This window comes from Polyangium sp. 15x6 (assembly GCF_029960785.1).
In the GTDB taxonomy this organism is placed as follows: domain Bacteria; phylum Myxococcota_A; class Polyangia; order Polyangiales; family Polyangiaceae; genus Polyangium.
In genome coordinates this window covers 1-25,734 of record NZ_JASBQE010000025.1, presented here as the reverse complement: position 1 = coordinate 25,734, position 25,734 = coordinate 1, and the positions used below count along the sequence as shown (strand labels likewise).

The following is a 25,734-nucleotide window of genomic DNA, read 5'->3' as shown; positions in this document are numbered from 1 at the left end:
TTACTTATTCGATCTTCGGGTCGAAGTCATGCTGGAAGCAATCATTCTCGACGTGAACGTCATCAGCTCGCACCCGTCCTACCACGGGTGGCCTACGGTGGCGCGGAAGCGCGACGGCGAGCTCCTGGTCGTGTCATCGGCGGGGCGCGAACGACACGTCTGTCCCTTCGGTCAGGTCCACATGATCAGCAGCCGCGACGATGGTGACACATGGTCGGCCGCACAGATCCTGCTCGATGGACCGCTCGACGACCGCGACGCCGGGGTGCTCCAGACCCGGTCCGGAACGACCCTCGTCACCTGGTTCACGTCGCTTTCGTGGATGGAGCAGCTTCACCGCCAGGAGATGGGAATCACGGACTGGCTGACTCCGGCCGATCAGGCGCGGTGGCAGCTGGAACGGGAGCGGGTCGTCACGAGCCATGCCGTGCGCCGTGAAATGGGCACGTGGATGATCCGGTCTGAAGACGACGGTCGCACCTGGTCCGAGCGGTACACGACCCCGGTGAACAGCCCTCACGGTCCCATCGAGACCACGAGCGCTCGGCTGTTATACGCCGGCAACCGAATGCAGCCGCCCGAGAAATGGGAAAACGGAGCTCCGCATGGTAAGGGCGACATCGCCGTGGCGGAATCGACGGATGACGGCAGGACTTGGCACATCGTCGGCGCGGTCCCGTACGCGGACGGCCACGAGGCAGGCGATTACCACGAACCGCACCTCGTGGACGCCGGGGGCGGCCGGCTCGTGCTGCACATCCGGAACCATGGCCGGCCGTACGCCGGCGAAATCATCCAGTCCGAATCGGAGGACGGGGGGCGGACGTGGATCGCGCCGCGGTCGATCGGCGTGTGGGGATTACCGTCGCACCTGATGCGTCGGGGGGACGGCCGGTTGGTGATGACCTACGGATACCGGCGCCAACCGTATGGCAATCATGCCCGCGTCAGCGGCGACGGCGGTCGGACCTGGTCGACCCCCATGACGCTGAGTGATGACGGTACGAGCGGCGACCTGGGCTACCCGTCCACCGTGGAGCTGGGGGACGGCCGTTTGCTGACCGTGTGGTACGAGAAACCCGCGGACCGTCCTTTCGCCGTATTGCGCCAGGCACGGTGGAGCCTGGGGGAATAGGCCGTCGCAAGGCCCAAGCGAGGGGCAAGGACGAGCGAAGCGCCATCAAGCTATCGAATGTCCCCGGATCTGGACCCTCAACCACCGTACGACACGCCGCAGACCTGCGCAGGAGGGGGGCAGCCGCTTCTGTGATGTCCTGGTTGCACCGCTCACGCGACCGACAGACGAGGATAAGAATGACCAACGCGGCCTGGCGAGCTTCGTCCGAGCCGACGAAAATTTCTGCCGAGCGCGACCCAGTGGAGCCGCCGCTCGACCTCGCGTTATCGATCTCGATGCGCTCAATCGCTTGCAGCCGGGGTGACCTCGACGGTTGCCCTCGGGCGTACCAATACCTTCTGCATGATCGTGGAGTCCTTGCTCCCCTGGCCAGTGATGAGGCTGACCAGCACGGGTGAGGTCTTGGCGAGCGCGTCCTTGAGCGAGCTCCTGGAGATGGAGTCACCGACCCCGGAACGGATGTCGGAGCGCTTCGAGATATCGCGGCTCGGCAACCAGGCGGTCCTTGCCGAGAAAGAGTTGCCGTGGCGGCGCGCCCTTCGCGGCGAGTCCTTCAGCGACGAGGAGGTCTGGTACGATCAACAGACCGCCCGCCGCCTCCTGCTCCTGGTGCGCTGCCGCGCGTCGGCTGGCGAGGCGCTGCTCGCGTTCGAAAACGTCGCCGACGAGCCCTTCGCGATCCGGCTCGCCGACCTCGTGGCCAGCGTCGGCGCCGCGCTTCTCAGCACGGACGAGCCCTCGACCCTGGCCCATGGACTGCTCGACGAGGTGACCACCGCCATTCGCGCCGACGCGGTGTTTCTCATCGCCACCGAGGGCAGTGAACGTCTCAGGCTGGTCGCCTCGGTCGGGGTTCCCGAGGCATTCGCGCAAGTTTTGAATACGAATTTGGCGAACACTGTCGCAGCGCTGGCAGCCGAGACCGGCGACATCCAGGAGATCGCGCGCATCGAGGAGCTGCCGCAGGGCGCCTTCCGCGGCACCCTGCGCCTGCTCGAGCTGGGGCTCCACGCGGTGGTGGCGTTCCCCCTGAGCGCAGGGGGCGAGCTTGTCGGGGTGCTAGCGCTTGCGCGGCGGCAACCGGGGAAGCTCAGCCGGCTCGAGCGCCGCCTGCTCCGGGGCGTCGCGGGCGCCTGTGCTCTCGGGCTGCGGCAAGCCCGGCAGCGCGACGCCGAGCGCCGCGAGGCCCGAAGGCTGCGCTTGCTCCGCGACGTGGCCATGGCCATCGAGGCCGCCATGCCCCTGCACGAGCTGCTGCGCCGCCTGGTGGAGCAGGCCTGCGAGCTGACCCGGGCCCGTTATGGCGCCCTGGGTGTGCTCGACGCCGAGGGCACCGGCCTTTCCGACTTCATCTACATAGGCGTCTCCGAAAAGGTCGTCCGCGACATCGGCCACTTACCACAGGGCCGAGGGCTCTTGGGCGCGCTCATCCACGACCCGCAGCCCAGCCGGGTCGCGAACATCCACGCCGATCCGCGATCGGTCGGCTTTCCCGCGCACCACCCCGCGATGACGTCCTTCCTGGGCGTCCCGCTGCTCATCGGGCAGAAGGTATTCGGGAATTTCTACCTTTGCGACAAGGACGGTGGAGCCGAGTTCACGGAGGAGGACGAGCGTCTGGTCCGGCTCTTCGCCGCGCAATCAGCGCTGGCCATCGCCTACGCCCAGCAAGTCGAGAGCACGCAGGAGGCCCACCGCGAGATGGACCGCCTGCGAGACGATTTCGCGGCCGTCATCGCTCATGATCTCCGCAACCCCGTCGCGGCCATGATGTTGATTTTGGACAAGCTGCTCGCAAAACCCGAGGGTGATTCGGTCGTGGTGCCGGTGCAGCAACTCCAACGCTTGCGCCGACTCGGCTGCCGAATCTCGCGCATGACGCAGGACCTGCTCGACGTCTCCCGCATCGAGCTCGGGCGCCTATCGCTCGATCGCGTGCCCGTATCGCTGGAGGAGGCAACGCGCTCGCTGCTCGCCGAAATCGAGCCGACCCTCGGACAGCACCCGGTGACCCTCCATGTGGAGGGCCCTGTGCCCGAGGTCTTCGTCGATCCGGCCCGGCTGGCGCAGATCCTCACGAACCTGCTCGATAACGCCGCCAAGTACTCCCGTGCGGGCTCGCCGATCCTGGTGACCATCCGTCCGGAGGCGGGAGGCGCGGCGCTGACGGTCGAGGATCACGGCGCGGGCATCTCGGCGGCGGATCTGGGCAGGCTATTCGATCGCTTCTTTCAGGCCCCGCGGGCGCGCGAGAAGAACACGGGGCTCGGCCTGGGCCTCTACATCGCCAAGGGGCTGATGGAGGCGCACGGCGGCACCATCGCCGTAGAAAGCACGCCGGGCCAGGGCTCGCTCTTCCGGCTGTGGTTTCCGGCGGAGCAATCTGCGCAGGCGGCATAGGGCGAGCCGAGGCTGAAAAACTCTCGCCCGAGGCCGCCGCGCCGGGGCGCTGCCCCGGACCCCGCGGGGGCTATCCGCCCCTCGACCCGGACCAGGCACGGCCTGGACCGAAGGTGGAAGAACTGCGCTCCGCGCAGTTCTTCCAACGGGCCAGTTGGACCGTATTGCCAGTCGAATGGGCAGCGCGGCTGTCTTGATGGGCAGCGTTGCTCGCCAGTCTTGCCTCGGCCTGTTCGATGAACTGCGCATCGCGCAGTTCATCGACCAAAGGTCCAGCGCTTGCGCTGGTCCGGGTCCAGGGGCGGATAGCCCCGGTGGGGCCTGGGGCAACGTCCCAGCGAAACGGCTCCCAGATGAAACCAATGGCAAGCGCCGGGGGGCAGAGAACCCCCTCGGACGTGTCGTATCAGATGCGGCGCGCGACGTTCGAACCGCCGAAGATGAGTTGCTGGACCAGCGGCCGCGCGATGAAACGGGCGGGAAAGATAGGCTCGGGTGCGCTCGCCGCGTCGAGCCGCGCGCGCTGCTCGTCGGAGAGCACCACGCCGAGCGCGCCAAGATTGTCCTCTGCCTGCGCGAGCGTGCGCGCACCCATCACCGGCGCGGTCACTACCGGGTTCGAGAGCGTCCATGCGAGCGCCACCTGCGAAGCTGTTGCGCCGATCTCCTGCGCCACCGAGCGCACGACGTCGGCGATGCCCAGCGCACGATCGCTCAGCTGACCCGCGGAAGCCATGACGCCTTTGCGCGTCGCCGCCACCCCCGCTTCGCGCGAGTCCGCGACGTCCGCACGCGTGTACTTGCCCGTGAGCACGCCACCGCCGAGCGGCGACCACGGCAGCACGCCCATGCCCAGCGCCGCGGCCATCGGAATGAGCTCGTGCTCCACCGTGCGCTCGACGAGGCTGTATTCGATCTGGAGCGCGACGAAGGGCGCCCAGCCGAACCGATCCGCGAGCGTCTGCATCTGCGCGATGCGCCAGGCGGGCGTGTTGCAGATGCCGGCGTAGACGATCTTGCCCGCCCGCACGAGATCGTCGAGTCCGCGCATCACTTCTTCCGGCTGGGTGGTGAAGTCCCAGGAATGCAAATAGAAGAGATCGATGCGGTCGGTGCCGAGCTTTTGCAGGCTCTGCTCCACCGAGCGCTGCATGTTGAGCCGATGGTTACCGCCCGAGTTGGGGTTGCCCGGTTCGCGCGCCATCGTGAACTTGGTGGCGAGCACCACGCGCTCGCGCTTGTCGCGCAGGAACTCGCCGAGCAGGCGCTCGGAGGCGCCGTCCGTGTAGTTTACGGCGGTGTCCACGAAGTTGCCGCCGCGGTCGACGTAGAGGTCGAAGATGCGGCGCGACTCCGTCGCGTCCGCGCCCCAGCCCCAGTCCTGACCGAATGTCATGGTTCCCAATGCGAGCGGTGAGACGCGCAACCCGGAGCGGCCCAGCAGGCGGTATTGATCGAGCGAAGTCATCGTGTGGTCCTCCGATGAGCGGGGTCGCCCCGCCCTGTGTGCGAACAAGTTGGATCACGCGCGCCGGAAAGAGAACTTGCCGCGTTCTGGACGCCCCGGTAAGTTCCTCTAACCAATGGCCGTCGATTTGAATGGTGTCGCGGTGTTCCTGGCAGTCGCCGAGGCGAAGAGCTTCACCACCGCCTCTCGGCACCTTGGCGTCACCCGCTCCGCCGTCAGCCAGGCGATCCGGCGGATGGAAGACCGCCTCGGTATCGCATTGGTCCAGCGCACGACGCGCAGCGTGAGCCTCACGGAGGCCGGCGAAGAGCTCTACCGGCGGGTCGCGCCCGCCGTCAGCGAAGTCGGCCTCGCGCTCGATGCCACGCGCGATCGCGACGCTGCCCCTTCGGGCCTTCTGCGGCTCGCGGTGTCCTCTATCGCAGAGCGCTTCATCTCGGGTGCCCTGCTTGCGAGCTTCGTCGAGAGCCATCCCGGCATTCAGCTCGACATCACCATCACGGACGAGGAGTTCGACATCGTGGCGGAGGGCTACGACGCAGGCGTTCGCCTCGGAGAAGTCATCGAGCACGACATGATCGCCGTGCCGGTTTCAGACCATCAGCGCCAGCTCGTCGTGGGGGCGCCCTCCTACCTCGCGCGCCATCGCGCGCCGAAACACCCGACCGAGTTGTCTCGGCACTGCTGCATCGGCTGGCGCCCCTCGCCGCGCGTCGAGCCTTATCGCTGGGAGTTCGAAGAAGACGGGCGGGCGTTCGACGTGGCGGTGAATCCGCGCGTCACGACGAACGACATGTGGGTGATGATTCGCACGGCCGTTGCCGGCGGCGGGCTCACGTTCGGCATGGAGGAGACGTTTCGGCCCTATATCCAGCGCGGCGAGCTTTTGCCGCTCCTGGAACGCTACTGCCCGCCGTTTGCCGGGTTCTATCTGTATTTTCCTGATCGAAGAAACCTGGCGCCGAAGCTCCGCGCGCTGGTGAGCCACGTTCGCTACGCGACGGGTCCCTCCAAGACGCAGAAGCGCGGCTGATCTTGCGCGTCTGTCGTGGGCTTGCCGGACCTCGGGAATCCGGTGTATGAGGCGTCCGCCCGCTCGGTTCGGGCGCGCACGGAGGTTTCATGCATCGGATGATCGGGGTTCTCGGGCTCGGGCTGTCGCTCGTTGCCTGTCAGGGAGAAAAGTCCGAGGGCGGCGCGGCCGCGAGCAACTCGGCAGCGGCGGCGCCCAGCACGAAGACGGCGGGGCCGACGGGGACGCCGAAGTTCGTGCACAAGAAGGATCCCATCGATGACGAAGCCGGCCGCAAGGTCGAGACGAAGTTCGTGAAGATGGAGGGAACCGGCGACGACTCCATGCCCGTTTTCGCCATCACGAACAAGTCCGGCAAGCGGATGAAGAGCGCCCAGACCTGGATCTTCTACTACGACAAGGATGGCAAGCACCTCGACCGCTATCCGCACTCGATCATAAGGGACCTGAAGGACGGCGATACGGCCGAAGTGCCGCTCGGCCGCAAGAAGAAGGAGATCAACAAGGAAGCCACGACCTACGAGGTCGAGCTCTCGCGCATCGACTTCGACGACGGCTCGAACTGGTACAACGACGACCTCGTCCCCAACTCGCCCTCGCGCCCCAAGGGCGGCGTGCCCGCGGACGAGCTCAAAGCGCACACGGGCGAGAAGGTCACGGTCGACGTCTACGCCCTCGATTCGTTCAAGGTGCGGCTCAAGAACGAGTCCGATAAAGAGGTGAAGCGGTGCGAGGTCATGCTCTTTTACTGGGACGACAAGAACAAGCGCAAACTCGACTTCATATCGGCGGGCCTCGACGATGTGGGCCTCAAGCCGGGCGAAACCCGAGATTTCACGCTCGACGTCGAGGACTTCAAGGTCCCGCCCGAGGCCAAGATCGTGGCGGGCACGGTGCCGACGGTGACGTTCGCCGACAGCACGAAGTTCGAGAACAGGAAGCTGCGCTCCTTCGATCGCCAGCCCCCGCCCGGCTGAGGCGCAGCTCCCCTCCTTGTACAGCGTGATCCGCTAAGAAGAAGCCCGAACCGGCCCCGGCAGGACCCGCCGGAGGCTGAAAAACCCCCCCGGAGGGGCTGCGGACGGCTTCCGGGGGCTGAGAAACCCCTCTCAACCGTCGCCCGCGCCGCGTTTTTTCGTGCGCAACGTCCCGATCCCAGCCCCGGCGAACAGGAGCCCCACGGCCGAGAGCCCCAGCATGAGCCCGAGGCTCACCGACGGCGGCCTCTCGGCCCGCGCTTGGACGAGCAAGGCGTCCGTCGGCTCGGCTGGATCGTACCAGCATGGCACCCGCTTGCCCGGGAGCAGTTCGAGCTTCTTCGCCGCCGCCACGGCGTTGTCGACCTCCATCCCTTCCCAGGAGAACCCGCTCGCCACGAACGTCCCGGCTTGCCCCGGGACGTGCACCCGATAGTCGACCGAGACCCGCGTCTTCCCGGACTTCGGATTCGGATCGCCCCAGACGATGTCCTCGAGCGTGCACGTCGCTTCGGAGAACGTACGCATGCGCGCGAGCCGCTCCGCCCGCGCCTCTGCCTGGCTCCGGAGGACCCACGGCAATACGAGGAGAATGCTGCCGATCACGGTGATCATGATGGCGATTCCCGGCGAGGACCGCGACATCAGTGCACCTCGATCGGCATCTGGATGGCATACGCGTCCGGGCAATCCTCGTGCAGGATGCCCACGCGCGCCGTGACCGTGACGACCGTCCCCGGCGCGACGTCGCCCCCGATCTTCACGTACCCATCCGCGGACATCGCGTCGCAGGCGAAGATGCCATAAAACCAGAATGCGTCACCGACCTCGACGCCGGGGGTCGTGCTGGTGAAGACCACGCCCGGATAACCGAAAAAGCTCTTGCCGGCGGTCTCGATGAGGCTCGTCGAGATTGTCGCCGCTTCGCCCGCCTTCACGAGGCCGTCGCCGTCCGCGTCCTTCACCGTGGCCTGCCCGAGCGCGAGCCCCGCGATGTCCGCGCAGCTCGGCTGCACGGGCGAAGGCTCCTCCGGCCCCGGCACGCACATTCCGCCGCCGCTTCCGCTCCCGCCGCCGCCGCTTCCGCTCCCGCCAGCGCCTCCGCTTCCGCCGCCGCCCCCGCTTCCGTTTTCGGCCCCCACGATCTCGCTACCGCAGCCCCCGAAAAGCAGACACCCCACAAGCAAAAGAAGCGCTCGATGCATGCGCCGCATGATGCGGCAGTGCGCTCTCGATTTCCATCCCCGTGGCTTGACCAACCTCGCTCCTTCGACGGAAGCTCGATCCGCGATGTCCTTTGCGCCGCGCCTCCTTTCGCCCCTGCTCCTCGCCGCCCCGCTCTTCGGATGCGGCACCGCCCCACCACCGCCGCCGCTGGATCCCACCTCCCCGACCCCCTCCAAGGCGCCGCTCGAAATCGCCGGAGACGCCCCATCACCTCCGCAGGCCCACACCAAACAGATCGCCGCGGCCGATTGCAGCGCCGCCTCCGCGCCCTTGCCCGCTCCTTTCCTCGGCCCTGCGCCGCCAGGACTTGCGGCCTGGTATCGCTTCGAGGAGACCGACGGCCCCGTGCTCGACAGCTCCGGCCATGGCCATCACGGCGCCGCCACGAGCTCGGGCCTCGTTCGCGGGGCGCCTGGACGCGTGGGACGCGGGCTCTCGTTTTCCGGCGGCCATGTCCGCGTCCCTTCGTCTCCCGGCCTCGACTTCACGACCGCCGCGACCATCGAGCTCTGGGTCCGTATCGCCCCGGAGCTCAACGAGCGCCTCACCGTGGGCTCGACCGTCAGCCGCGGGACCGGCGAGAGCGACGACAACGTCACCATGCAGGCGTCCTGCGGCGGCATTCAGCTCATCTTCTCGCGAGCGTCCACAGGCACGACGAACGTGGGCAGCGATTGTGGAGTGCTCCCCGTCTGCGCGTGGACCCACGTCGCCTACGTGAACGACGGCCGCACCCTCGCGCTCTACATCAACGGCGCCCTCACCGCGACGTACAAAGGCGGCTTCCTTGGCCCGCTCCAGTCCGACCTCTTCATCGGCCGCCGCGCGCAGGGCATCTTCCCGTTCGCCGGCACGATGGACGAAATCCTCTGGTGGCGCGAGGCCCGCACCCAGGCGCAGATCTGCGGCGACGCGGGCGGGCGCTGGTCGGACGGCCGTTGCCTGCTCCGTCCTTGACAACCCCCGGATTTCCCGTTTGCCTCGACGCGTGTCGTCGGAGCCGGATCGAGAGGTATACGCGGAGGGCGGCAACTACAGCATGACCCTCGGGGACGGCGTGGCCGCGTGCCGCGTCTGGCGCCGGACCGACGTCAGCCGCGAGGTCGGCGCGGCTTATGCGCGCGAGATGGTCGGCGTGTTCCAGCGCGTCGCCCGCGAGCCCACCGCGCGCGTGCGCGGCGCCGTCATGGACCTGCGCGAGGTCACGATCGCCTGGGGCCCCACCACGGATGCCGCGCTCGGGGAGATGTTCGGCGCGCTCGAAGGGGCCTCGCGGCGGATCGCGGTGGTCTCCGCGGACGACGCCCTCCAGATGATGAGCCTCCAGAGGCTGCTCAAGGCGCACGCGCCGAAGTTCGGCCGCGTCTTCGTCATCCCCGCGGACGCCTTCCGCTGGGCCGGCTCGTTCCGTCAGGGAATCGGCTGACCGGCCTCGAAGATCGTTTCGAACGTCCGCGGCGCCCGCCGCTTGCGCACGCACCGCGTCTCGCCGCGCAAAAAACACACGGTCACGGCGCGCCGCGGGCGGTCCGTCGTGTTCGTCCCCGACCGGTGCCAGACGTCATTGTGGATGAGCATCGACTCCCCGGCGCGCGCGGGCACGAGCACGGAGCGCGCCTCGGCGTCGGCCCCGCGCGTCACCTCCGCCGGGATCACCCCGCCGAGCGGCGTCGCGAGTCCGCCGCGATGCGACCTCGGCACGATCTCCACACACCCCGCCTCGGCCGGCGCGTCGTCGAGCGCGGTCCAGATCTGCACGAGCGGCGCCCGATCGAGCCCCCAGAAGCTCCCGCCATCCTGGTGCCACGGCAGCGCCGTCCCCGCCCGCGCCGCCTTGTTGAAAAGAACGGCGCGATACAGCGTGACAGACCCGTCGGTCATGGCCCGCGTGATCCGCTCGAAGAGCGTATTGCCGAGGAAAGCTCGAAAGATGGGATCCTTCTCCAGCTTTTCGAGCTTCCGATAATGGATCGAGGGCCCGATCCACCCTTTCCCATGCTGGAGATCCTCGTACCGCCCGCTCTCCGCGTCGTGCTGGAAAAACAGCCCTTCGTGCACGACGCGCCCGAGCATGAGGTCATCGGCCCGCGCGGCGAGCGAGGTGATGCCTTCGTCCGAGAGCACGCGCCCGAGCCGCGCGAACCCGACCTCCGCGAGCTCGGCGAGGGCCGCGTCCACAGAGGCCGCCGAGGCTTCCGGCGCGAGGAAATTCATCGCGCGTAGCTCGCGTCGGTGCCCTGGAAATCGCGGTAGAGCTGATCGACGCGCTGCCGCGCCTCGGCGGGCAGCTCCTTCGCGCAGGCGTCGATCGCGGCGTCGAGGTGCGCGATCGACCCGGGCCCGACGAGGATCGAATCGACGCCCGGCGTCCCCGCGACGTAAGCGTAGGCGAGCTCGACGAGCGTCATCCCGTGGCTCTCGGCGACGTCACGATACGCGGAGGCGAGCTCGAAAAACCGATCGGTCCAGTACCTTCGCTGATACAGCGGGTTCTTCTCGAAGCGCGACCCCTTCGTCGGCTCGGTCGAGGGCGCGTGCTTGCCCGAGAGCAAGCCGCCCGCGAGCGGATTGTACACGGTCGAGTGCAGCCCGTACTTCTTCGTGAACCGGAAATACTCGATATCGAGCTGCCGGATGAGCACGTTGTAGAGCACCTGCGACATCACGGGCCTCGGCATGCCGCGCTGCTCGGCGAGGTGGAACATCTCGAGCACCTGCCAGGAGGCGTAATTCGACACGGCCCACGCTCGGATCTTCCCGGACGCGAGCAGCGTCTGCACGGCGTCGAGCGTCTCCTCGATGGGCGTCGCGGGATCCGGGACGTGGAGGTAATACACGTCGACGAACTCCATCCCGAGCCGCGCGAGGCTCTCGTCGACGGCGGCGAGCACCCGCGCTCGGGAGAGCCCCTCGGGCTTGCCGGCGGTCCGCCCGAACCCGACCTTCGTCGCGACGAGGGCCTGGTCGCGCCGCCCGGCGAGCGCCTTGCCCAGGATCCGCTCGGAGTTCCCATCGACGTAGGCGTTCGCCGTATCGAAGAGAATGAGGCCGCGATCGAGCGCGTGATGCACGAGCCGGATGCTCTCGTCTTCGGGCGTACGCTTGCCGAAGTTCATGGTGCCGACGGCGAGCAGGGGTTTTTCCGACGGGTCACGCGGGCGGGTCCAGGGCGAGACGAGGGAGGACATGGGCGGGAGGCGTAGCGCAGAGGGGGCAGGCCCGGCAAGCGGGAGTGGACGAAGGTTGCCCGCGGCGGGCTCCGTGGGCCATCATCCGGGACGCCGATGATCACCTCCGTTCGCCTCCAGAACTTCAAGGCCCACCGGGACACGACGGTCGAGCTGGGACGGTTTACCGTGCTGGTGGGACCGAATGGGAGCGGGAAGACGAGTGTGCTGCAGGCCCTGCAGCGCACGCTCGCACTTCAGTACACAGCGGTCCAAAGTGTCTTTTATGGGCCGTACGATCCGGCGGACATTGTGAGCCAACGAGATCGGGACGCGTCGATCATAGTAGACATCAGTGGACCCCGCTTTGAAATAAATGTCGAGTTCCGCCGGGAACCGGATCGCGTGCCTGAGAAGTGGGCGGCGACGCTGCTCTGGTCAATCGATGGTCGTGTCGAGAAATCAGAAAATGCGTGGAACAGATACATCGACCTTGTTGAAGCAGCAGTGTCCAGCAGCATCATCGGCACAGCGGCACTCTATCATTTTGACGCTGATAGGATTGCCTCAGCCGCTCACTCTGCGTCCGAACGGCCAAGCGTGGCAGCCGACGGCTCGAACACCGCGGAGGTCCTTGCCGCGATGAAGCTCGACCAGGATGAGATCTTCGAGCGCATACAGGACGCGCTACGGCGCGTCGTTCCCAACGTCGAGCGCATCCGTGTCCGCCGCGCAGTGGTTGTTGACGAGTTCACCGGAAACAACGTCATGGGGCACAAGATCTATCTTGATTTCCGCGGAGCTCCGAGCGTCCCGGCACACGCCGCCAGCGAAGGAACCCTCATCACCCTGGCCCTTTTAACGGTACTGCACAGCCCCAACCGCCCTCGCCTGGTTTTGCTCGACGACATCGATCAATCCCTGCACCCTCGTGCCCAAATCGAGCTTGTCCGCCAGATCAAACGCCTTCTCGACGAGATGCCCGATCTCCAGATCGTCGCGACCACGCATTCGCCGTACATCCTCGACGAGCTCGACCCGAAGGACGTCCACGTCTTCGCCCTCAAGAACGACGGGACCGTCGCCCACAAGCGCCTCTCCGACCATCAAGAGGCTGCTTCGGGGGTCCTGACCTCTGGCCAGATCTGGAGCCTCGATCCCGAGGAGGAGTGGGTCGCATCCGAGGAGAAGGCGTGACCGTCCTCGTCACGTTTTGCGAAGCTTCGGCGGACTTTCGCGCCATCGAGATCCTCGTGGATCGAGTGCTGCGCGAAGAGGGCCCCGACTGGCTGGCGGACAACTACGACACGATGAAGGAACGCGAAGCGTTCCGCACCTTCAAAGGCGAGTCCGGCGATCGACCCTTTTACGACGTTCACGACGTGCCGAGGCACTTCGCCAAGCTCGAAAAAGACACGGGCAAAAAGGTCCTCGTCCCTCACGCGAGCTTCGATGGTCGACGCTTGCCCAAGGCCATGCAGGTGTACACCATCCTGTACCTGGCCCGCGCTCTCTCGAAAATCGAACGCGTCGACGCGCTGCTCATCGTCGTCGACATGGACAAGCATGGCGCAGGAGGCCGAGAGGGCATGGACAAAGCCCGGTCCGCAACCTTCGTCAGCAAACCGTTTCGCATCGCCATCGGCTGCCCCAATCCGAACCGCGAAGCCTGGATCCTCGCAGGATTCGTCCCCACCAGGCCGGAGGAACGCAAGGCGCTCGACGAGCTACGCAAAAAGCTCGCCTTCTCGCTCCCCGACGAACCCCACCGAATCCGCGAAGCCGGAGACCCCCACAAGGTCATCGAGCAGCTCACGAACGACGACCCCACCCGCGAAGACCGCTGCCTCGAAGAACCCCCGCTCGAAACCCTCGCGACCCGCGGCAAGGACGCCGGCCTCGCCGACTTCCTGAACGAGCTCCGCCGCGAAATCCTCCCCCTCTACAGCCGCCCCGCCTGATCGCGCCGCGCCCCCAGCACCTCAGCGCCCGCCCGGCCCCCGCACCCCTGGCACCCCCACCCCCCGCCGCGGCTCCCCCCGCCGCCACAAGTCCGGCGGATACACCCGGTCCCACCAATCCGGCGCCGCGCACCGGATCCGCAGGCAGATCGGCAAACACCGTCCCCGCGCGCACGTCCGCCTGCACAGCTCGCAAATCCCCTGCGTGAAGAGCGCATCCGACGCCTCGTCGAGCACCTCGCCCTCCGCATCGACGTCTTCCGCATCCTCCGCGCGAGCCTCGCTCCCCGCGCCGACCACCATCGCTCCCATCACGCAGGCCAGCAACCACGGACCCATTCTCATCGTGCACCTCCCCTCGAATTTCCTGGGGCCCGGCCGGCCAGCGTCAACCGCGCGCTACTGCCACTTGTGCTCGACGATGCTCGCTTTCCACGTGCCGTCCTCGAACCAGTGCCGCTCCTTTGCCGTCACGAAGGTTCCCATGGCCGAGCGATTCACGACGAGCACGGGAGGACGGCCCGGCGGGGTCTCGATCTGCGAGCTCTCGTAACAGCCGTGCGTGACCGGCTTGACCTTCAGCATCGCCCCGACGCCGGGCGTGCCCGCGGCGGGCCGACGCTCCACCACGCGCCCCTCGTGCGGCGCGAGGCGACCGTCCTGGATGCGCCAGAAGGCGTGCCCGTCGCCGCACCAGCAGCTCGCGAGGCATCGAACGCGCTCGATCGTCTCGATCAGCACCGCCCCCGGGCCCATCGTTCGCAGCTCGACGTCGAGCTCCGGCCAGAAGCGCTCGACCTGCAGCGTGGTGCCCTTCTCGTCGATCAGCTCCACCCGGCTCTGGAGCAAATCGCAGGGCGGCAGGACGGGGTGCGTGCCGGTGCGCGCGGCCCCGGGCCGCGTGAGACGTGAATCCTCGAGCACGCGCAGCTTGCCCGCGCCGCCGTGCGCCCCGAGGTCGACGGGGAACGTCCGCCAGGTGGCATAAAGCCGGGTATCGGGCGAGGGAATCGGCGGGGGTTTTTCGGGGTCGCAGTAGTGTGATTCGGCCGTGTCCGTGCCCGCGTCCGGAGGGTCGGCGCTCGGCGGAGGCGCGGGGGACGGCGCGGGCGTCACGACCGCCGAAGGCGGGCTGCTCGGCGCGCTCGGGACGGCGTCGTCAGGCGTCGATCTCGACGCGTCCTCGTGCGTGCAGGCCACGAGCAACGTGGCGAGAAGAAGCGCGCGTGTGTCCCACGAACCCGCGAACAGCATCCCGCTCGCGACGCCGAGGCCCCGGCGCTTATTCCTGGGAGCGCTCGAACCTCTCGGCCTCATCATTGCATCGTCCCTCGACATGTCCCCGTTGGCTCCAGTGCTCGTGTTGCTCTCCGCCGCCGCCGTGCTCCTCTCGCACGGTCATACCCTTGCCTATGCGCCGGACGACGGGTGCGGCCAAGATGACATGCACGTCTATTTCTCGGGTCCTCTCCCCCAGCGATTCGATTTGCTCCTCGATGGCAAGCCCTGCGTCTCGGTTTTTTCGTCGGGAGGACGATGCACGATCACAGCCACGCCCCAGTCAGCATGTTACGAGATGGGGGACCTCACGCTCGTTCCAAGCGGCTGCTTCGAAGAGGAGGGCGAGCAGCACGTGTCCTTCCATGTTCGCCCCGGGCATCGACCACGTCTAGGCGTGCCCTTCACGATGGTGGCGCGCATCTGGACCAGGGCGGGCGTCAGGGTGCGCCAGGGCAGAACCTCCATGGACTTCTGGGTCCCGCAGTTTTCGGATGAGCGGTGTTACTACGGCGTCGCGCACTTCTGATTTTTGGTTGACCCGTCCGCGCCGAGACGAGCGAGGATACCCGCCATGTCCTCCCCTCGCCTCTACGACGACCTCGCGTGGGTCTGGCCCTTCGTCAGCCCGCCCGAAGAATACCCCGAGGAGGTCGCGACCTTCCGCCGCCGCTTCCAGCAAAAAGGCATCCCCGACGGCGCCACCGTCCTGCACCTCGGCTCCGGCGGGGGCTCGATCGACGTGCACTTGAAGCAACATTACCAGGTCACCGGCGTCGACCTCAGCGCGCCCATGCGCGCCCACGCGGCGCGGCTGAACCCCGAGGTCGAATACTTCCCCGGCGACATCCGCGACGTGCGCCTCGGCCGCACCTTCGACGCCGTCCTCCTGCACGACGCCTCCGCGTACATGACGTCGCTCGACGAGCTCCTCGCGGCCTATCGCACCGCCGCCGCCCACCTCCGGCCGGGCGGCGTGATGGTCACGCTCCCCGAGGAAATCCGCTCGTGTTTCGAGCAAAACCGCACCACGTGCTCCTCGTACACCCGCGGGGATCGCACGGTCTCCACGATGTACGTCGACCACGACCCCGACGAGACCGACACCTGGTTCGAGAGCACCTTCGTCTTCTGGATCCGCGAGGGAAACCGCGTCACCGTCGAGACCGACACCCATCGCGTCGGCCTCTATCATCTCGACGACATGCTCGCGGCGATGCGAGAGGCCGGATTCGAGCCCGAGGTCTCCCGATGGGAGCTCGCGGACCTCGAGGACGAGGATCGACCGCTCGTGACAGCGATCAAGCGGGGTTAGCGTCTCTTTTTGGGGACGCCGCGCTGGGGCGTTGCCCCAGGCCCCACCAGGGGCTGTCCGCCCCTGGACCCGGACCAGCGCAAGCGCTGGACCCGGGGTCGATGAACTGCGCATCGCGCAGTTCATCGAACAGCCGAGGCAAGACCGGCGAGCGCCCCTGCCACTGAAGACAGCAGCCCTGCCGTTTCAAGCGGCAACGCCTTCCCGCGGGCCCGTTGGAAGAACTGCGCATCGCGCAGTTCTTCCACCCTCGGTCCAGGCCGTGCCTGGTCCGGGTGCAGGGGCGGATAGCCCCTGCCGGGGTCCGGGGCAGCGCCCCGGCGCGGCGGCCCCAAGCGAACCTCCGGCGCCCGTCAGAACACGCCGAGCAATCCGATCTGCGTGTAGAGCGCCGTGAGCCCGATGGTTTCGCCCTCGTCGTCGGTGCCGTTGTCGAGGATCCTGTAGTTGCCCGAAATGCCTGTCACGAGGCTCATGGCCACGTGCGGATGGACCCAGTACCGCACGCCTGGCGCCGCGCGCCACCTCACGCGCAGGCGCAGCTCGTCGTCGACCGGCGTCGGCAGCGGGTTCGGGTCGGGGTCCGTCGTCGTCACCGAATCCCACGTCCCGAGGCCCACCGACACTGCGCCGAAGAGCTCTGCCCGGAGGTCTTTGGACCTTGCGATCGCCACCTGGAGCTCTGGCGCCACGATGAACGAATACATGCGCCTCGTCCGCTCGCCCGTGACGGGGTTGCCGGTGCTGGGATCCGTGACCGTGAAGTCCTCGGACTCGCTCCAGTTCGTGAAGTCGAATCCGACGCCGAACACGAACCGATCGTACTTGTACCCGAAGGACAGCCCTCCCTCGAAGGACGGGAATCCATCGACGGCGCCGTCGAGCATGAGCGGCGTGACCACGAGGCTCGTCTGGAGCGCGAAGCCGCTGTTCACGGGCCGGCCCGTGGACTCGGGTTCCGTCTGCGCGGCCGCGACCGAGGCCATGAAGAGCCCCGAGAGGGAAACTGCAACGGCAAGCGTGGTTCGAAGCTGCGTCGGCATGGTGGTGTCTCCGGCAAGGAAGACGTCACCTTTACCACGGAACCTTCCCACCCCGTAAATACCTCGCGCCTTCGCGCCGTGGTGAGGCGCCCTCGACGAGCGTCGGCCGTTCCTCGCAACCTTGATCAGCGACCCCTGACGCTCGTCAGCCATCGCTGGCAACTTTGATCAGCGACCCGTGACGCTCGTCAGCCATCGCTGGCCAATCCTGATCAGCGCCCCCTGACGCACGTCAACCACCGCTGGCAACCTTGATCAGCGCCCCCTGACGCACGTCAACCACCGCTGGCCATCCTGATCAGCGACCCTCGACGCTCGTCAACCGTCGCTCTCAACCTTGATCAGCGACCCGTGACGCCCATCGACGGGCGCTGATCACAAAAAAGCCCCCTCGCCGGCTTGCGGAGAGGGGGCTTGGCTTTGGGGGAAAGGGGCGACGCGCTCAGCCCCGCAGGTTCTTCGTGACGAAATCCCAGTTCACGAGCTTCGCCATGAACGTCTCGATGTACTTGGGACGCAGGTTCCGGTAGTCGATGTAATAGGCGTGCTCCCACACGTCGATCGTCAGGAGCGCCTTCTGGCCGTGCTTCATCGGCAGGTCCGCGTTGCCCGTCTTCGTCACGGCGAGCTTGCCGTCCTTCTCGACGAGCCACGCCCAGCCCGAGCCGAACTGCGTCGCGGCCGCGTTCGCGAACTCCTCCTTGAACTTCTCGAACGAGCCGAAGTCCCGCTTGATCGCGTCGGCGAGATCGCCCGTCGGCTCGCCGCCGCCATTCGGCTTCATGCAGTGCCAGTAGAACGTGTGGTTCCAAACCTGGGCTGCGTTGTTGAAGACGCCGCCGTCCGAGCGGAGGATGATCTCCTCCAGCGACAGCGACGCCTCGGGCTTGCCGTCGATGAGCTTGTTGAGGTTCGTGACGTAGGCGTTGTGGTGCTTGCCGTGGTGGTATTCGAGCGTCTCGGCGCTGATGTGCGGCGCGAGGGCATCCTTCGCATACGGGAGATCGGGGAGCGTGAAGGCCATGGTCGCGTTTCCTCGTGAAGTCTCGTGGTTCACTGTTTGCCGGCTGGGTGCCCGGCAGGCGGCGAGACTCTACCGATCGGGGAGGCCCCGGGGAAGTCAGAGAGTTCGGAAGGGCCGAACTTTCATCACCGTCGCCCCGGACACACTCGCGTTGCCCCCGTACACAGCGGATCGTCCACGAGCTCCGCCGACGATCGCTGGTAGCGCGCGCGAACGACGTCCTCGACCGACACGAAGCGCATCCCTCGCCGCCGGGCCTCGGCGATGAGGGCCGCGAGCCCCGCGGCCGTCTCGGCCTGGGTGCTGTGGAGCAGGACGACGCCGTAGTAGCCACGATCGAGCTGCCTCTGGGCGGACGCGGCGACGCAGAGGCCCGCGCCCGAAGGACAGGCTCGCTCCGTCGGCGTGATGCTCCACCCGACATGGACCGCGTGCCGCGCGACGATCGGGGCCACCTTGCGGAAGGTCGGTCCCCACCGATTCCCGGTATAGGGATCGCCGAAAGGCGCCCGGAAGAGCGTGAGGCGCGGCGCCTCGCTGCCGAGGATCTCCCGCACGACGATCTCGACGCCTGCGATTTCTTCCTCGATCCTTTCCGGTGACAATCGGGAGATCCGCATGTGCCGTGCCGTGTGGTTCGCCAGGATGTGACCGTCCTCCACGATGCGCCGCACGATGTCGCGCGCGGCCTCGTTTCTGCGGAGGGAGGTCCAGCTCTCGGCGTTGATGAAGAAGGTGGCCGGGACGCTCTCTCGCGCGAGGACGTCGAGCACTTTGGGGGTATTCACGAGATCCGGGCCGTCATCGAAGGTCAATGCGAGCGTATTGCTCGGGAGGTACGCCGGTTGCCTCTCGAACGGGATCTCCGGAAACGGGGGGCACGCGGCGAGGCTCTCCGCGGGAATGGATGGGTCCGCGGCCGCGGAGAGCCCCGCGAGGAAGGAGATGGCCCCCGCGATGGAACCGAGGGTATACACCGCCGCTGCGCGGTCCATGAACGACGCCTCCCATCGGCGCGGGCGGCGTTCGGCGCAGCGCCAATGGCGATCCCGTGAGGCGAGCGGGCTCGACCGTCAACGGCGCGTCGCCCTGCGCCGCGGCTCTCGCCTCCTATCGCGAGGGCGAGCCGATCGCCCCGTGAAACCGGGCCGGGCGGAGCGGCGACATTCTGCGCTTGCCCAAGTCCCCCGCTCCTCCTACGTTCCCGGTCCGTGAACGAGCTCGTCCGCTTCGCGCTCACGGCGTATTACCCACGCGTGGACGATCTCCCCGGCCTCGCCGAGCTCGGCTTGGACGCGAAGATCCAGCGCCTCCGCCGTGAATCCACCCTCCTCTTCTGGACCGGCATCGTCGCCGCCAGCGTGGCCTTTCAGCTCGCGCCGCTCCTCACGATTCGAAAGCCCCTCCTCGCGAGCTGGCTCTCGGCCGAGGACCTCGACCAGCACGCCCACAAGATGGCGTCGCACCCGGCGTACCTCGTCCGGCAGGTGACGTTCCTGATCAAGCTCGTGGGCGGCATCTTCTGGGGTCAATCGCCCGAGATCCGCACCTTCCTCGACCTCACCCCGTACCCCGAAGATCCCGGCACCCGCCGCCTCGAAGCGTTCGTCCCGCGGCAAGGGCCGCTGCCCGGCGGATCACCGGAACGACTCCTCTCGCTCGGCAAGAAAGAGCGCGAGCGCGGGCGCGACAAGGACCGCGGCAAGGGACTCCAAGCATGACGACCGCCCTTCACACCGCACCGAAACAGCTCTCGGACACGGCGCGGGGCCGCCACGCGACGTTCACCTCGTTCGCGCAGCCAGGCCTCGAAGCCGAGGTCGACTTCGTGGTCGTCGGCAGCGGCGCGGGCGGCGCGGCCGCGGCCGTCGTGCTCGCGCGAGGCGGCTACCGCGTCGCCGTCGTCGAGGCCGGGCCGTGGCGCGCGCCCGAGGACTATCCCTGGACCACGTACGGCACGATCCGCGATCTCTTCCCCGACTGGGGCTCGCTCGTCACGCAGAGCCGCGCGCTCTGGCCGATCGTGCAGGCCTCCTGCGTCGGCGGCTCCACGGTGGTGAACAGCGCCATCGTGGTGCGCACGCCGGGCGACGTGTTCACGCGCTGGGAGCGCGAGTACGGGATCGACGGGCGCGCGCTCGAGAAGCGCGTCTGGGAGCACCAGGATCGGATCGAGAGCGAGCTCTCGGCGACGGTGGTCCCGCCCGACGCGCGCGGGCTGATCAACACGCTGGCGATGGATGCAGCGGAGAAGCTCGGCTGGTCGTCGCATTACATGGTGCGGTACGCGAAGGACTGCGAAGGCTCGGGGCAGTGCTTGCAGGGTTGCCGCAAGGGCCGCAAGCAGAGCACGAACGTCAACTACATCCCCGAGGTGCTGGAGCGCGGCGGCTACGTGCTCTCGACCGCGCCCGTCAAGGACCTGCTCTTCGACGGGCGGCGCGTGATGGGCGTGACGGGCCGCTTCCAGGATCCGGAGACGCGCAAGTTCGGAGCGCGGTTCACGGTCCGCGCGCGCAAGGCGGTGTTCGTGGCCGCGTCCGCGACGCAGACGCCGGTGCTGCTCGCGAAGAGCGGCATCAAGAGCCGCGCGCTCGGCACGCTGTTCCGAGCGCACCCGGGCACGGGCGTGTTCGGCGTGTACGACGATCCGGTCGATCAGAACATCGGCGCGACGCAGGGCTGGGCCTCGACGGCGTTCCGGCAAGATCCGGGCTTGAAGCTCGAGACGCTCGCCATTCCGCCAGAAATGGTGGCGGGGCGGCTGCCCGGCGGCGGGACGGAGCTCATCCGGCGGTTCCGCGAGTACCGGCACGTGGCGATGTGGGTGGCGGCCGTGCGCGCGGAGTCCGTGGGCACGGTGAAGCCAAGCCTGTTCGGCGGCCCGGTGGTGAAATACCAGCTCGACGAGGCCGACATGCGCAAGCTGCGCAAGGGGCTGGCGATGGTGACGCGGATGCATTTCGAGGCCGGCGCGCGCGAGGTGATCCCGGGGATCTACGGGCTGCCGTACAAGATCGGCCCGGACCAGATTCACCTGATCGAGGAGGGACCGACGGATCCACGCTGCTACGTCGCCATCCTGTCACACCTCTTCGGCGGCTGCCCGATGAGCGCCGATCCACGGCAAGGCGTGGTCGACGAGCGCGGCAAGGTGCACGGCTACGAGGGGCTCTACGTCGCAGACGCGTCGGCGATCCCGACGACGATCGGCGTGAACCCGCAGCACACGATCATGGCGCTCGCGTCGGTGTGGGCAGAGAACCTGGTGTAAAGGGAGCCGTCGCGCTGGGGCGTTGCCCCAGGCCCCACCAGGGGCTATCCGCCCCTGGACCCGGACCAGCGCAAGCGCTGGACCCGGGGTCGATGAACTGCGCGATGCGCAGTTCATCGAACAGGCAAGGTCAAGACCAGCCACGACCCTGCCAACCAAGACCGCCGTGACCGGCAACGCCGTCCCTGGTCTTCCAACGGGCCCGTTGGAAGAACTGCGCGGAGCGCAGTTCTTCCATCACGAGTCCAGGGCTTGCCCTGGTCCGGGTCGAGGGGCGGATAGCCCCCGCGGGGTCCGGGGCGGCGCCCCGGCGCGGCGGCCCCCAAAAAACATCCCTCCTCAGCTAGAACGAACCCGCGATCCCGCCCGGCCCGATCGACACCGTCAGCGTCTTCCCGGGCTCCGGCGCGGGTTTCTTCGGCCCGCTCTTCGCGAGCACCATCCCGGGCACCATCATCAAGAAGCCGAGTCCGGCAATCCCGAGCCCTGCGAGCGACAGCGCGGCGCGCGCGCCGCCGTCGAGATCCTTCGTCAGGCCGAGCGCGCTCGTCACCACGCCGCTCACGAAGATTGGCGTCCCCGTCCCGAGGAGCACGCCGCCTGCGACCCGATCGCGCACGAGGTAATCGTCGTACGAGGCCTGGATCTCGGTGATCTCGGCGAGCGGGATCTCGCGCGCGTCGTCGCGCGTGCGCACGACGAGCCGGTCGCCGCGCACCAACGAGCGAATCGGCGCGGGATACACGAGCGGCGCGCCCTCCTTGCGCTGGACCGTGACGGTCTCGAGGTGGCCGTAGACGACCTTCCGCGCGCCGCTCTTCGTGGTGACCGTGGGAAAGGGGCCGGAAGGGCCCGGCGAGCTGTTGGAGAGCGCCGGCAGCTCTGCGGGCGCGACCGTGACTTGGCTCGTGCACGCGGCGAGCCCGAGCGAGCTCGAGAGCGCCAGAGCCACCGTCATCGCCTTCGTTCGCGCCTGGGACATCATCCTCCCCGAGCGCGATGCTTTCATGGCCTGCTTCCGCCGGCAAGAAAGCTCGCGCTCGGGGCAAGGTCCCGTCTCACCCTGTGGGCCGCACCTCTGGGATGGGCACCCGTCCGATCGCGTAAGGCAGGATCCGCGCGATGTTGCGCGCGTCGTCGATGCCTCGATGATGCGTCCCGAGGAGCGGAAGCCCGAGGCGCTCGAGCGCGCTCGACATCCCGTACCGCGTCGTCTCTCCGAGGGCCGCGGAGAAGCGCTTCTTGATGTTCATGTGCCCTCGAAGCGGCAGCGGCACGCCCCAGCGGTTCGCGTCGATCTCGAACTGCTTGCGGTCGTAATCGCCCCACGAGCCGAAGAGCGCGTCCCTTTCGCCGACGAAGCGCCCGAGCGCCTCGAGCGCCGCCGGAAACGTGGGCGCGCCGTCGACGTCCGCTTGCGTGATCGTCGTGAGCTTCTTGCAGAACTCCGTAAGCGTCGGCCGGATGACCGGGCGCACGAAGGTCGCGAATTCGCCTACCGGTTCGAGCGTCGCGCCGTCCACGAGGACCGCTCCGATCTCGATGATCTCCATGATCTTCTCGGGGATGCGCCCCTCCTCGTCGCAAGTCGCTTCCAGATCGATCACCAGGAAAAATGCAGGATCCTTCGTCATCGCCGTTCTCCTTGTTGCTTGTTGCGGAACCTTGATACGCTCGCCGCGACGAAAATGCCCGGACACGAACCCGGACACGCAGCTCCGGCAGGCTTTTCCTGGGAGGATTACGTCGCCTGGCTCGTCGCGCAGCACGGCTCGCTCACGGCGGTGGCCGAGCGACTCTCGTCCCTGCGCGGCTACGAGGACGACGTCTACTCGATCGAGCGCGCCTTGCGCCGGCTGCGCACACGCGGGCAGCGTGACGGCGGGACCTGGGGGGCGCGCGCGCTCTCGGCCTTCGGGCTGCCGGACGCGCTCACCGAACGGGCGCGCTGGATGGGCGCGTATCACTCGCGCTTCACGGATCTGCCCCTGCCCCTCGCCCAGGACCTCTTGCGCCTCTGGGACCGGCCTCCGGTGAGCGAAGACCCGACCTCGCACGTCTTCCTCGCCCTCGCGCACGCCACGTGCGTGCTGCGCGCCGACGACCGCGACGCCGCACGCACGCACCTCGCCCGCATCCGCCCGCTGCTCGGAAAAGCGCCGCCCGAGGCGCGGATCGAGGCGATGCTCACGGAGGCCTTCGTCGCGAGCCGGGAGGACGTCGCGCGTGTGCCCGGCCTGCTCGACGAGATCGAGCCGCTCTTCGAGCTGCCGATGCCCGCCTACGACCACGCCTGCCTGTTCGCGCGGTGGATCGATCAACGCGCGTTCGAGCGGAACCGCGCGTGGGGCGGCAAGCAGCCGGATCCGGCGGCCGCGGAGGCGCTCTACCGGCTCGTCCCGGAAGAAGGGCCGGCGTTCGCGCGTGCGCGGCGGGCGAACGGGCTCGCCTACGCGCGCTGGAAGCAAGGTTTTCCCGAGGAGGGCGCGGCGCTCGCGCGGGAGGCGTGCAGGCACGCGGGCGACGGCGGGCACATGCGGATGCGCGCGATGGCGCTCAACATGTTGGCGCGGATCGTGGGCGGCGAGGAAGGCGCGGACGCGCGGCGGCGGGCGATGGCGATCGCGAACGAGCTCGAGGACGAGGTGCTCCGGCTCCGGTTCGAGCGACGGATGGGGACCAAGGCGGCAGGCTGATCAGGCCGCAGCCTGCTCGCTCTTCTCCGCCACCGCGGGCACGCCCGGCAGCGGCTTCTGATCGTCGCGCAGCTTCTCCACGAACACCTGGTGCACCTCGGCGGCGTGCTCGCGCGCCGTCTCCGCGCGCCAGCCGGACGTATCCATCGCCGGCAGGACCTCGATGTCCACCGTGGTGGGCTGCACGAAGAGCGTGTGCTTCACCCAGTTCTTGTGCACGCCGTGGAGGACGACCGGCACCACGGGCAGGCCCGTGGCGATGGCGAGGTGCACGAACCCGAGCTTGAGCGGCCGGAGCCGGCCGTCGCGGCTGCGCGTGCCTTCCGGCATGATCCAGATGGAAAGCCCGTGCTTTTTCACCGTCCTCGCGATGCCGGACATCGCCGCGATGGCCGATCCCTTGTTCGCCCGATCGAGCCAGAGGTGCCCCGACAGGAGGTAAAGCTGGCCGAAGAAGGGAATCCGGAGGACCTCTTTCTTCATCACGCCGCACCCGCCCACCGGGCAGAGCCAGATCGATAGGAACGCGTCGAGCGTCGAGGTGTGATTCGCGACGTAAATGGCGGGGTGATGCTTGCCGATGCGCTCGCCGTTGTGGAGGACGGGCGTGACGCCGGCGATTCGCGTGATCGAATAGCCGATGATCTTGCCGTAATAGTTGCAGAGCTTGATGCGCAGGATCCGGAACGGCAGGAGGAAGAGCGCGATCACGATGGTCAAGGTGGACGCCACCGCGACCAGGCTGAATCCAAGGACGAAACGAGCAGCCGACGAGAGCGCGGCAAAGGTCGTTCGCCCCGACGAGGCGTCTTGGTCCGACATGAAGAAGCGGATCTCCGAAAGGGAAACGTCCGCACCGTACCACGAACCAACGTTAGGATTGCGTCATGATCACGTCCGAGGCCGTCGAGCGAGCGCTGCACGAGCTGTTCATCGCCACCCCGAACACGAAGCTCAGGCGTGAAGACCGCAAAAAGTCGGTGGAGGTTGCCGCGTTGCTCGGCGAAATCGAGCGGCACCGCAAAGATGCCCTCCTCGTGGACGCGGCCGCAGGCAAGGCGTACGTGGGGCTCGTCGGCGCCGCGCTGCTCGGGTTCTCCCGCATCCACGTGATCGAGCGGAAAGCGACGCGGATCGCAGCGTGCGAGGCGGCCGCCGCGCGGCTCGGCAAGAGGATCGAGCTCGGGCTCGCAGCGGGCGACGTGGGCGATGCGGCATGCTGGCCCGAGGCGCCAGATGTGGTGGTGGCGCTGCACGCGTGCGGTGCGGCGTCAGATGCGATCCTCGACGCGGCGAGCCGGGCGGGCGCCAAATGGCTGTACGTGGTCCCGTGCTGTTATGCGGCGAGCGTGCCGTTCGCCGCAGCAGCCGAGGCGAAAGCCGACGCGCTCGGGATACCGCGGCAAGCCGAGGTGCGGCGGCGGTTCGTGATGTCGCTCGTCGATGCGGAGCGGACGTTGCGCCTCGAAGCGGCAGGCTACGAGGTGACGATCACGGCCTTCGTCCCACCCACGGTGACGCCGCACAACCAGCTCTTCCGCGCACGGCGCGTCCGCGAGCCCAGCCGCATGCGCGAGGCGGCGGCGCGGCTCGCCAGGATCAGAGGAGCGTAGCGCCGGGGTTTCACCCCGGACCCCGACCAGGGGTTGTCCACCCCTGGACCCGGACCAGCGCAAGCGCTGGACCCGGGGTCGATGAACTGCGCGATGCGCAGTTCATCGAACAGGCCGAGG

General features: G+C 67.9%; 26 protein-coding genes. 13 read left to right on the top strand and 13 right to left on the bottom strand.

The window, feature by feature from the left end; translation table 11 throughout:
- The first annotated feature begins 28 nt into the window (after window positions 1-28).
- Together QHF83_RS19935 and QHF83_RS19930 are read left to right on the top strand one after the other, a co-directional pair.
- A complete protein-coding gene (locus tag QHF83_RS19935) occupies window positions 29-1,135 on the top strand; it encodes a sialidase family protein (RefSeq protein WP_282419460.1) in 1,107 nt (368 codons plus the stop codon).
- A 420-nt stretch (window positions 1,136-1,555) separates the two neighbouring features.
- Window positions 1,556-3,538, top strand: coding sequence for a GAF domain-containing sensor histidine kinase (locus tag QHF83_RS19930; RefSeq protein WP_282419459.1), 1,983 nt, complete (start codon window positions 1,556-1,558; stop codon window positions 3,536-3,538).
- 406 nt (window positions 3,539-3,944) lie between these two features.
- Here the strand turns inward: QHF83_RS19930 and QHF83_RS19925 are convergent, their stop codons facing one another.
- A complete protein-coding gene (locus QHF83_RS19925) occupies window positions 3,945-5,006 on the bottom strand; it encodes an aldo/keto reductase (RefSeq protein ID WP_282419458.1) in 1,062 nt (353 codons plus the stop codon).
- 115 nt (window positions 5,007-5,121) lie between these two features.
- Between QHF83_RS19925 and QHF83_RS19920 the strand changes: the two genes are divergently transcribed.
- Window positions 5,122-6,039, top strand: coding sequence for a LysR family transcriptional regulator (locus QHF83_RS19920; protein ID WP_282419457.1), 918 nt, complete (start codon window positions 5,122-5,124; stop codon window positions 6,037-6,039).
- Between the two features lie 89 nt (window positions 6,040-6,128).
- Window positions 6,129-7,016, top strand: coding sequence for a hypothetical protein (locus tag QHF83_RS19915; RefSeq protein ID WP_282419456.1), 888 nt, complete (start codon window positions 6,129-6,131; stop codon window positions 7,014-7,016).
- A gap of 132 nt (window positions 7,017-7,148) precedes the next feature.
- Here QHF83_RS19915 and QHF83_RS19910 read toward each other — a convergent pair whose 3' ends face one another.
- Window positions 7,149-7,661, bottom strand: a complete 513-nt coding sequence (locus QHF83_RS19910; protein ID WP_282419455.1) for a DUF3592 domain-containing protein — start codon at window positions 7,659-7,661, stop codon at window positions 7,149-7,151.
- Window positions 7,661-8,158: a hypothetical protein gene (locus tag QHF83_RS19905; RefSeq protein WP_282419454.1), complete on the bottom strand. Its 498-nt coding sequence runs from the start codon at window positions 8,156-8,158 to the stop codon at window positions 7,661-7,663. The genes QHF83_RS19910 and QHF83_RS19905 overlap by 1 nt, the downstream gene beginning before the upstream one ends.
- 148 nt (window positions 8,159-8,306) lie before the next feature.
- On the opposite strand from QHF83_RS19905, the gene QHF83_RS19900 reads away from it, so the two are divergent.
- Window positions 8,307-9,200 (top strand): LamG domain-containing protein, encoded by an 894-nt coding sequence (locus tag QHF83_RS19900; protein ID WP_282419453.1) that lies wholly within the window; start codon window positions 8,307-8,309, stop codon window positions 9,198-9,200.
- Between the two features lie 31 nt (window positions 9,201-9,231).
- Window positions 9,232-9,669 carry a hypothetical protein gene (locus tag QHF83_RS19895; protein ID WP_282419452.1) on the top strand — a complete coding sequence of 146 codons (438 nt, stop codon included), beginning with the start codon at window positions 9,232-9,234 and terminating at the stop codon, window positions 9,667-9,669.
- Here QHF83_RS19895 and QHF83_RS19890 read toward each other — a convergent pair.
- Both QHF83_RS19890 and QHF83_RS19885 read right to left on the bottom strand, forming a co-directional pair.
- The gene (locus QHF83_RS19890; protein ID WP_282419451.1) at window positions 9,654-10,457 is read right to left on the bottom strand and encodes a phytanoyl-CoA dioxygenase family protein; all 804 of its coding nucleotides are present in this window, start codon (window positions 10,455-10,457) and stop codon (window positions 9,654-9,656) included. The genes QHF83_RS19895 and QHF83_RS19890 overlap by 16 nt on opposite strands.
- Entirely contained in the window at window positions 10,454-11,431 is a 978-nt protein-coding gene (locus QHF83_RS19885) for an aldo/keto reductase (protein ID WP_282419450.1), read from the bottom strand. Before QHF83_RS19885 ends, QHF83_RS19890 begins: the two co-directional genes overlap by 4 nt.
- Before the next feature lie 96 nt (window positions 11,432-11,527).
- On the opposite strand from QHF83_RS19885, the gene QHF83_RS19880 reads away from it, so the two are divergent.
- Together QHF83_RS19880 and QHF83_RS19875 are read left to right on the top strand one after the other, a co-directional pair.
- Window positions 11,528-12,607, top strand: a complete 1,080-nt coding sequence (locus QHF83_RS19880; RefSeq protein ID WP_282419449.1) for an ATP-binding protein — start codon at window positions 11,528-11,530, stop codon at window positions 12,605-12,607.
- The gene (locus tag QHF83_RS19875) at window positions 12,604-13,371 is read left to right on the top strand and encodes a hypothetical protein (protein WP_282419448.1); all 768 of its coding nucleotides are present in this window, start codon (window positions 12,604-12,606) and stop codon (window positions 13,369-13,371) included. Before QHF83_RS19880 ends, QHF83_RS19875 begins: the two co-directional genes overlap by 4 nt.
- Before the next feature lie 21 nt (window positions 13,372-13,392).
- Here the strand turns inward: QHF83_RS19875 and QHF83_RS19870 are convergent, their stop codons facing one another.
- Window positions 13,393-13,716, bottom strand: coding sequence for a hypothetical protein (locus QHF83_RS19870; RefSeq protein WP_282419447.1), 324 nt, complete (start codon window positions 13,714-13,716; stop codon window positions 13,393-13,395).
- Window positions 13,717-13,770: 54 nt separating this feature from the next.
- Window positions 13,771-14,625 carry a hypothetical protein gene (locus QHF83_RS19865; RefSeq protein WP_282419446.1) on the bottom strand — a complete coding sequence of 285 codons (855 nt, stop codon included), beginning with the start codon at window positions 14,623-14,625 and terminating at the stop codon, window positions 13,771-13,773.
- Between the two features lie 598 nt (window positions 14,626-15,223).
- Here QHF83_RS19865 and QHF83_RS19860 point away from each other — a divergent pair.
- Window positions 15,224-15,964 (top strand): class I SAM-dependent methyltransferase, encoded by a 741-nt coding sequence (locus tag QHF83_RS19860; protein WP_282419445.1) that lies wholly within the window; start codon window positions 15,224-15,226, stop codon window positions 15,962-15,964.
- A 353-nt stretch (window positions 15,965-16,317) separates the two neighbouring features.
- On the opposite strand, the gene QHF83_RS19855 is transcribed toward QHF83_RS19860, so the two are convergent.
- From QHF83_RS19855 to QHF83_RS19845, 3 genes are all read right to left on the bottom strand, one after another.
- The gene (locus QHF83_RS19855) at window positions 16,318-17,007 is read right to left on the bottom strand and encodes a hypothetical protein (protein ID WP_282419444.1); all 690 of its coding nucleotides are present in this window, start codon (window positions 17,005-17,007) and stop codon (window positions 16,318-16,320) included.
- A 442-nt stretch (window positions 17,008-17,449) separates the two neighbouring features.
- Window positions 17,450-18,031 carry a Fe-Mn family superoxide dismutase gene (locus QHF83_RS19850; RefSeq protein WP_282419443.1) on the bottom strand — a complete coding sequence of 194 codons (582 nt, stop codon included), beginning with the start codon at window positions 18,029-18,031 and terminating at the stop codon, window positions 17,450-17,452.
- Between the two features lie 125 nt (window positions 18,032-18,156).
- A complete protein-coding gene (locus QHF83_RS19845) occupies window positions 18,157-19,026 on the bottom strand; it encodes a polysaccharide deacetylase family protein (RefSeq protein ID WP_282419442.1) in 870 nt (289 codons plus the stop codon).
- Between the two features lie 216 nt (window positions 19,027-19,242).
- On the opposite strand from QHF83_RS19845, the gene QHF83_RS19840 reads away from it, so the two are divergent.
- Together QHF83_RS19840 and QHF83_RS19835 are read left to right on the top strand one after the other, a co-directional pair.
- Window positions 19,243-19,752 (top strand): hypothetical protein, encoded by a 510-nt coding sequence (locus QHF83_RS19840; protein ID WP_282419441.1) that lies wholly within the window; start codon window positions 19,243-19,245, stop codon window positions 19,750-19,752.
- On the top strand, window positions 19,749-21,305 hold the full coding sequence (locus QHF83_RS19835; protein WP_282419440.1) for a GMC family oxidoreductase: 1,557 nt from the start codon (window positions 19,749-19,751) through the stop codon (window positions 21,303-21,305). The genes QHF83_RS19840 and QHF83_RS19835 overlap by 4 nt, the downstream gene beginning before the upstream one ends.
- Window positions 21,306-21,648: 343 nt before the next feature.
- Here the strand turns inward: QHF83_RS19835 and QHF83_RS19830 are convergent, their stop codons facing one another.
- Together QHF83_RS19830 and QHF83_RS19825 are read right to left on the bottom strand one after the other, a co-directional pair.
- Entirely contained in the window at window positions 21,649-22,263 is a 615-nt protein-coding gene (locus QHF83_RS19830) for a hypothetical protein (protein WP_282419439.1), read from the bottom strand.
- Between the two features lie 100 nt (window positions 22,264-22,363).
- Window positions 22,364-22,939 (bottom strand): 3'-5' exonuclease, encoded by a 576-nt coding sequence (locus QHF83_RS19825; protein WP_282419438.1) that lies wholly within the window; start codon window positions 22,937-22,939, stop codon window positions 22,364-22,366.
- 54 nt (window positions 22,940-22,993) lie between these two features.
- On the opposite strand from QHF83_RS19825, the gene QHF83_RS19820 reads away from it, so the two are divergent.
- The gene (locus QHF83_RS19820) at window positions 22,994-24,001 is read left to right on the top strand and encodes a hypothetical protein (RefSeq protein ID WP_282419437.1); all 1,008 of its coding nucleotides are present in this window, start codon (window positions 22,994-22,996) and stop codon (window positions 23,999-24,001) included.
- On the opposite strand, the gene QHF83_RS19815 is transcribed toward QHF83_RS19820, so the two are convergent.
- Window positions 24,002-24,823, bottom strand: coding sequence for a lysophospholipid acyltransferase family protein (locus tag QHF83_RS19815; protein ID WP_282419436.1), 822 nt, complete (start codon window positions 24,821-24,823; stop codon window positions 24,002-24,004).
- Window positions 24,824-24,888: 65 nt separating this feature from the next.
- On the opposite strand from QHF83_RS19815, the gene QHF83_RS19810 reads away from it, so the two are divergent.
- On the top strand, window positions 24,889-25,614 hold the full coding sequence (locus tag QHF83_RS19810) for a methyltransferase (RefSeq protein ID WP_282419435.1): 726 nt from the start codon (window positions 24,889-24,891) through the stop codon (window positions 25,612-25,614).
- The last annotated feature ends 120 nt before the right edge of the window (window positions 25,615-25,734 follow it).

Bases quoted from the DNA above. Each gene is read 5' to 3' on its own strand.
- QHF83_RS19920 (WP_282419457.1), top strand. From the start codon at position 5,122: ATGGCCGTCGATTTGAATGGTGTCGCGGTGTTCCTGGCAGTCGCCGAG.
- QHF83_RS19850 (WP_282419443.1), bottom strand. From the start codon at position 18,031: ATGGCCTTCACGCTCCCCGATCTCCCGTATGCGAAGGATGCCCTCGCG.
- QHF83_RS19935 (WP_282419460.1), top strand. From the start codon at position 29: ATGCTGGAAGCAATCATTCTCGACGTGAACGTCATCAGCTCGCACCCG.
- QHF83_RS19885 (WP_282419450.1), bottom strand. From the start codon at position 11,431: ATGTCCTCCCTCGTCTCGCCCTGGACCCGCCCGCGTGACCCGTCGGAA.
- QHF83_RS19900 (WP_282419453.1), top strand. From the start codon at position 8,307: ATGTCCTTTGCGCCGCGCCTCCTTTCGCCCCTGCTCCTCGCCGCCCCG.
- QHF83_RS19825 (WP_282419438.1), bottom strand. From the start codon at position 22,939: ATGACGAAGGATCCTGCATTTTTCCTGGTGATCGATCTGGAAGCGACT.
- QHF83_RS19880 (WP_282419449.1), top strand. From the start codon at position 11,528: ATGATCACCTCCGTTCGCCTCCAGAACTTCAAGGCCCACCGGGACACG.
- QHF83_RS19865 (WP_282419446.1), bottom strand. From the start codon at position 14,625: ATGCTGTTCGCGGGTTCGTGGGACACACGCGCGCTTCTTCTCGCCACG.
- QHF83_RS19855 (WP_282419444.1), bottom strand. From the start codon at position 17,007: ATGCCGACGCAGCTTCGAACCACGCTTGCCGTTGCAGTTTCCCTCTCG.
- QHF83_RS19810 (WP_282419435.1), top strand. From the start codon at position 24,889: ATGATCACGTCCGAGGCCGTCGAGCGAGCGCTGCACGAGCTGTTCATC.
- QHF83_RS19835 (WP_282419440.1), top strand. From the start codon at position 19,749: ATGACGACCGCCCTTCACACCGCACCGAAACAGCTCTCGGACACGGCG.
- QHF83_RS19915 (WP_282419456.1), top strand. From the start codon at position 6,129: ATGCATCGGATGATCGGGGTTCTCGGGCTCGGGCTGTCGCTCGTTGCC.
- QHF83_RS19820 (WP_282419437.1), top strand. From the start codon at position 22,994: ATGCCCGGACACGAACCCGGACACGCAGCTCCGGCAGGCTTTTCCTGG.
- QHF83_RS19830 (WP_282419439.1), bottom strand. From the start codon at position 22,263: ATGACGGTGGCTCTGGCGCTCTCGAGCTCGCTCGGGCTCGCCGCGTGC.
- QHF83_RS19910 (WP_282419455.1), bottom strand. From the start codon at position 7,661: ATGTCGCGGTCCTCGCCGGGAATCGCCATCATGATCACCGTGATCGGC.
- QHF83_RS19815 (WP_282419436.1), bottom strand. From the start codon at position 24,823: ATGTCGGACCAAGACGCCTCGTCGGGGCGAACGACCTTTGCCGCGCTC.
- QHF83_RS19890 (WP_282419451.1), bottom strand. From the start codon at position 10,457: ATGAATTTCCTCGCGCCGGAAGCCTCGGCGGCCTCTGTGGACGCGGCC.
- QHF83_RS19845 (WP_282419442.1), bottom strand. From the start codon at position 19,026: ATGGACCGCGCAGCGGCGGTGTATACCCTCGGTTCCATCGCGGGGGCC.
- QHF83_RS19860 (WP_282419445.1), top strand. From the start codon at position 15,224: ATGTCCTCCCCTCGCCTCTACGACGACCTCGCGTGGGTCTGGCCCTTC.
- QHF83_RS19870 (WP_282419447.1), bottom strand. From the start codon at position 13,716: ATGAGAATGGGTCCGTGGTTGCTGGCCTGCGTGATGGGAGCGATGGTG.
- QHF83_RS19925 (WP_282419458.1), bottom strand. From the start codon at position 5,006: ATGACTTCGCTCGATCAATACCGCCTGCTGGGCCGCTCCGGGTTGCGC.